General features: G+C 58.0%; 3 protein-coding genes. 1 reads left to right on the top strand and 2 read right to left on the bottom strand.

Translation table 11 applies throughout. The features are described from left to right. Positions 1–403 precede the first annotated feature (403 nt). On the top strand, positions 404–1,327 hold the full coding sequence (locus IRZ24_RS16580) for a prenyltransferase (protein WP_297166540.1): 924 nt from the start codon (positions 404–406) through the stop codon (positions 1,325–1,327). Between the two features lie 264 nt (positions 1,328–1,591). Here IRZ24_RS16580 and IRZ24_RS16575 read toward each other — a convergent pair whose 3' ends face one another. Together IRZ24_RS16575 and IRZ24_RS16570 are read right to left on the bottom strand one after the other, a co-directional pair. Beyond that, positions 1,592–3,238, bottom strand: a complete 1,647-nt coding sequence (locus IRZ24_RS16575; protein ID WP_297166536.1) for a PQQ-binding-like beta-propeller repeat protein — start codon at positions 3,236–3,238, stop codon at positions 1,592–1,594. 227 nt (positions 3,239–3,465) lie between these two features. Then, positions 3,466–4,653: an acetyl-CoA C-acetyltransferase gene (locus IRZ24_RS16570; RefSeq protein ID WP_297166534.1), complete on the bottom strand. Its 1,188-nt coding sequence runs from the start codon at positions 4,651–4,653 to the stop codon at positions 3,466–3,468. Positions 4,654–5,085: the final 432 nt, after the last annotated feature.

The raw sequence follows: 5,085 nt of genomic DNA, 5'->3' as shown, positions 1-5,085 counted from the left end.
CCCGCGGTGATTTCTTGGCACAATGTCATTATATATTTCTTTGTTTTTATTAGCAATATAGACATGAATATTATACAAGAATGTTTAACAATATTTTTATGTCAACTCATCGATAATCTTGTGTACAATGAGATAGAAAATGAGGGAGAGACCTGGTGCTGAGCGGCTAACAAGGAGGGAGAGGAGATCTGGCCGTCAGGCTTGCTGCGTGGTAGAGTGTTCTATGATGTTCGAGCCTGACGGTCGACGACCTACCTCAAAAGGGGGCTGAGCCATGAGCGCTCTCAGCCGAGCTAGCCGACAGGGACCAAACAGGACCTGGGTGAGGAAGAGCGGAGGGGCAGGAAAGGAAACAAGGTAGCAAAAAAAAGAACCTCTCTCAAGGAGGTGTGATTGTTCATCTATGCAAAAGCTCCAGACATGGGCCAAGCTGACCCGGGCGCGCACCCTGCCCGTTATGGTGACTCCGGTAGTTTTGGGAGCAGTGTTAGCCTGGCAAGAAGGTTACAGCTTCCATTGGGGGCTATTCCTGCTAAGCCTGGTGGGAGCGCTGGCGGCCCATCTTGGCGCCAATGTTGTCAATGATGTCTTTGACTTCGCCGCAGGAACCGACACGCAAGCCCACCAGCTCCAGGACCAGGGCCAGGCTTTTGCCACCGGCTCGCAGGCCCTCCTCAGCGGTAGCGCATCCCTTGCTGAGTACCGCCGACTCTCGGTCATCCTCTTTGCCATAGCCTTGCTCTGTGGTCTAGTCCTCAGTCTCTGGCGTCCCTGGGTATTGCTGCTGGCTGTCTTCGGCTTCTTACTAGCCTTCTTCTACGTTGCGCCGCCTCTACGCCTGGCCTACTTCGGACACGGTCTTGGAGAGCTGGACATCTTCCTTTCATTTGGCCTCCTGCCCCTGGTAGGGGCCTACTACGTGCAGGCGGGCAGCGTCAGCCTCTCTGCCATTCTGGCCGCGCTGCCCGTGGGACTCTACACCATGCTCGTACTCTACTTCCACCACTTCTTGCACTGGCGGGCCGATCGTGAGGTGGCCAAAAAGACCCCAGTGGTGCTACTCGGCGAAGCCAGGGCGCGCAGGCTAGGAGCCATCCTTCTCGGACTTACAGCCCTGCTCATCGTGCTTGATAGTCTACTCGGTGTCTTCCCCTGGTACGCTATCCTCGCGGCCCTCACGGTCGTTCCTGTCTACCTGGTGCTACGCCGCGCTCAGGGCGAGCTGAAGCAGTATCTTGCTCTCATGGCCCAGAACATGAACAGCAACCTGCTAGCAGCGCTCCTGCTCGTACTGGCCCTCCTCATACGAGGCCTCACCCATCTCTGAAAGAGAGCCTCGCGTTGCGGCCAATGCTGTGAGTGTTAGAGCGATCAGCCTCTGGGCTTCTACCCCGCTGTATCTGCTCTTCGACTGCTGACCGGCCTCGGAGGCCAGGCAAGGTTTCGTCAGGGCGGCCCCTGCCTGTTGAAGGTGATGTAGGAGGCTACTGTGACCTTCTCCGCTGCCGATGAGAGGCATCCCATTCACCAGGTAGCTCTGGCCTCGACAAGCCACCAGGATCAGCCTCCGGGTCTCACTCGCGGACTTAGGCTATTGAGCCAGCGAGAGTGACCAGCGGAGGCGACCGCTACTGCTATCCAGGGCAGCAAGCTGTCCACTCGCTGTACTGACATAGAGCTGCAGCCGATTGGCCGACGTCAGGGCAATATCACTGAGATGATCGCTAAAGCGTGTTCTCCAGCGAAGCTCTCCGTTAGTGAGATCAAAAGCCAGGACTGCATTGCCACTCACCGCGACGTACAGCGTCGCATCCCGGGGCTGAGCGCCAACCAGTTCCTCACCAAAGTATTGCTGCTGCCAAAGCGGTTGACCATTGCTGACAGAGAGGGCCATAAGCTGTGCTTGTGGCTGATCCTGACGCTCCAGCGCCAGATAGAACAGGCCATCTTGCTCGCGGACAAGGATAGCCAGAGAGAGCGCCTGGTTAACTGGGCGCTGCCAGAGCAACTGACCATTCCTGTCGTCGAGAGCCAGGAGCAGCGTCACATCGCTGCCGTAAGTATTGCCAGGTACAGTCTTCTCCAGGGCGGTCAGCGCATACAGCCGGCTACCGTCGCGGCTCAGCAGCAGGCTGATCAGCTGACCTGGAATGATACGCTGCCAGCGCTGGGTGCCGCTCCGACTCTCCAAAGTAGACAGCAACGTTTCCGGCAAAGACGCGCTTGCCCCCTGGGCATCCGTTGCCAGGTAGACTCGGCCCTGTTCCTCCAAAACAGGCCTTAAAGAGCCTGGAAGGACCTGGCTCCAGAGAGGCTGACCATCATCAGGCCTCAGCGCCAATAACTGGGTTCCTGACTGCTTCTGTGTTCCCAAAGGGAGGGCCACCACCACCTGATCACCCATGAGCACACCACTCAGTGAGCCAAAAAGACGCCGTTGCCAAAGAACCCGACCTGTCTGGGCCTCCAAAGCCTCTACCAAGGATGCTGAAGTGAGCGCATGGACAAGATAGAGCTTCCCGCCGAGAAGCGTAGTGGCGAAGAAGCGGCCTTCCTCCACGCGCTGCCAGAGCAGATGACCATCGCTGGCACGTACAGCCGCTACAATTGTTCCGATCCCAGAGCCTGGTATACAAGCGCGGCTGGCACTGGGGGTCACTCCCGGAGCAGCTGCAAAGCAAGAGCCGCTGACATAAACGACACCATTGGCTACGAGGGGCTGAGAAGGAAGGAACTGAGAAGCCGCGACCGGCAAGGTGTAGCGCCAAAGTAAACGTCCATCATGGGCCTGCACAGCAGAGAGAACACCCTTGCTGGAGAAGGCATAGAGCCTATCCGCGCTAGCTGTCAGCAGCAGGCTTTGATCGCTTGCCCGGAAAGCAGCCGACTGCGGGGTAACAGTTCCAGAGCCTGCCCCTGATGCGACCAGAGCCGCATTCCTCAAGAGGGGGATCAGGACTGTCAGGAGCAGTATCAGCAGCAATAGCCCCAAGACGCCGCCCAGCAGCCAACGGCGAGCGCGAGCCTCTTCCCACCAGCGTGGCCGATGCGACGGCCTACGCGAGGCGCCTGGCAGAGGAATAAGGCGCGGCTCATCGCCAGCTTCTGACCCTGACGGTTCTTCTTGCTCAGCAGCTTTAGCCTCCGGTCCATCTGCAGAAGGAGAGATCCAAGAATCACCGGAAGAACCAGAAGAGGAAGAATCGTCAGCGAAGAAAGGATAAGGTAACTCATACATGGTCCTGCTGTCTCCTCTGCTCTTGCGATCGGCTAGAGCGAAGCCTAGTGAACATCCTCCACTATTACAAAAAGCACTCGCCACCTGCTTTGTCTCAGGCTCTCTGGTTACTCGCGACAGCTACGAGACCAGAGAGCCTGGACTCGCGCTTTTTGCTAGCTTCAGCTCCCAGCAAAAGGCGAGACAGCAGAACTATCTAGGCCATACCTATTCCACCGGACGAGCTGCTAGGAGACATTCTCGAAGACAGCGGCGATTCCCTGACCGCCGCCGATGCAGAGCGAGGCCACGCCGTACTTGAGATGGTGACGGCGCAGCTCATGCAGCAAAGTGATCGTCAAACGAGCGCCGCTGGCGGCCAACGGGTGGCCGATGGAGATGCCGCCGCCGTTCACATTAGTCTTCTCGCGTGGCAGACCTAGCTCTTTCTCCACGGCCAGGTACTGGGCGGCAAACGCCTCATTCACCTCAATACGGTCCATATCCTCCAGACGCAGATCGGCCCGTTTGAGCGCCTGACGAATGGCGGGCGCTGGACCAATGCCCATAATCTCGGGAGGCACGCCCACCACGCTCCAAGAGACCAGGCGCGCCATTGGCTGCAAATTGTGGCGCTTCACGGCCTCCTCGGTCGCCAGAACCACGCAAGCTCCCGCATCATTGATCCCGCTCGCATTACCGGCAGTCACCACGCCTCCCTCCCGGAAGCGAGCAGGTAGCTTCGCCAGAGCCTCCATCGAAGTATCGCGAATACCTTCATCCTGGCTAAATTCCACCAGGTTACCCTTGCGGTCCCGGATCGGAACCGGAACGATCTCCTCTGCTAACCAGCCAGCCTGCTGAGCGCGGCGCGCGGCCACCTGACTGCGCAGCGCATAAGCATCAACCTCCTCGCGCGTCAGCCCGTAGCGCTCAGCCAGGTTCTCCGCCGTGATAGCCATACCGCAGCCGATATACGTATCGATCAAAGCTTCCCACAAGCTATCTTCTAGCTGAGGAGCCTGGCCCAGCTTAAACCCAAAGCGGGCGCCGCGAATCACATGGGGAGCCTGGGTCATATTCTCCGCTCCGCCGGCAAGGGCAATCTGGCCCTCGCCAAGGAGCAAAAGCTGAGCCGCGCTCACGACTGCCTGCAGGCCCGAACCACACAAGCGATTAACCGTCAAAGCAGGTACTTCGATAGGAAGACCAGCCTTCAAGGCGACATGGCGCGCAAAATAGATAGCGTCCTTGCTCGTCTGCAGCACGTTTCCCATCACCACCTGATCGACCAGCGTCGGCTCCACATTGCTCCGTCGCAGTGCCTCCCTGGCAGCAATCACACCCAGATCGATCGCACTGATCTCTGAAAGCGAACCTTGCAAAACGCCGACCGGGGTCCGAGCTCCAGCGATAATGAAGATATCCTGCGGCATCGAAACACCTCTTCTTTGATGGTGAAGCAAAGCCAGCCACCTATACTCACTAGCGCGCAATCAAACCAGGGACGCAGGCCAAGTCAAAAAGAAAAGCCTGCAAGCAGCGCGCTCACTGTTGCCAGTGTACCATATTGGCCGACGCATGCCCAGACCATCAAGACAAGCGGGGCCAGCGCTCAAGAAAGCATTCTATCCAAGCCAACAGATTAGCCTGCTAACAACTCATTGCCCCTCCCCTATCTGGCGCAGCCCGCTGCTGGCCTTGATCGCGGAGAAGGGCCAGCTCAGTCGGCAGCTAGAGCCAGTCTGGCCCTTAGAAGACCATAGAACCACGTTCCGTCTGCCCGCGAAATGTGTTATAATAATCATGTACACCACTCCTCTGATGCGGCCATAATTACCAAGCAGTAGCTAACTGCAGAAAGGGGG

The organism is Thermogemmatispora sp., from assembly GCF_019683755.1.
Lineage (GTDB): Bacteria > Chloroflexota > Ktedonobacteria > Ktedonobacterales > Ktedonobacteraceae > Thermogemmatispora.
The sequence above is the reverse complement of the archived record's forward strand: the minus strand, read 5'-3'. Positions and strand labels throughout refer to the sequence as shown.

Bases quoted from the DNA above. Each gene is read 5' to 3' on its own strand.
- IRZ24_RS16580 (WP_297166540.1), top strand. From the start codon at position 404: ATGCAAAAGCTCCAGACATGGGCCAAGCTGACCCGGGCGCGCACCCTG.
- IRZ24_RS16575 (WP_297166536.1), bottom strand. From the start codon at position 3,238: ATGTATGAGTTACCTTATCCTTTCTTCGCTGACGATTCTTCCTCTTCT.
- IRZ24_RS16570 (WP_297166534.1), bottom strand. From the start codon at position 4,653: ATGCCGCAGGATATCTTCATTATCGCTGGAGCTCGGACCCCGGTCGGC.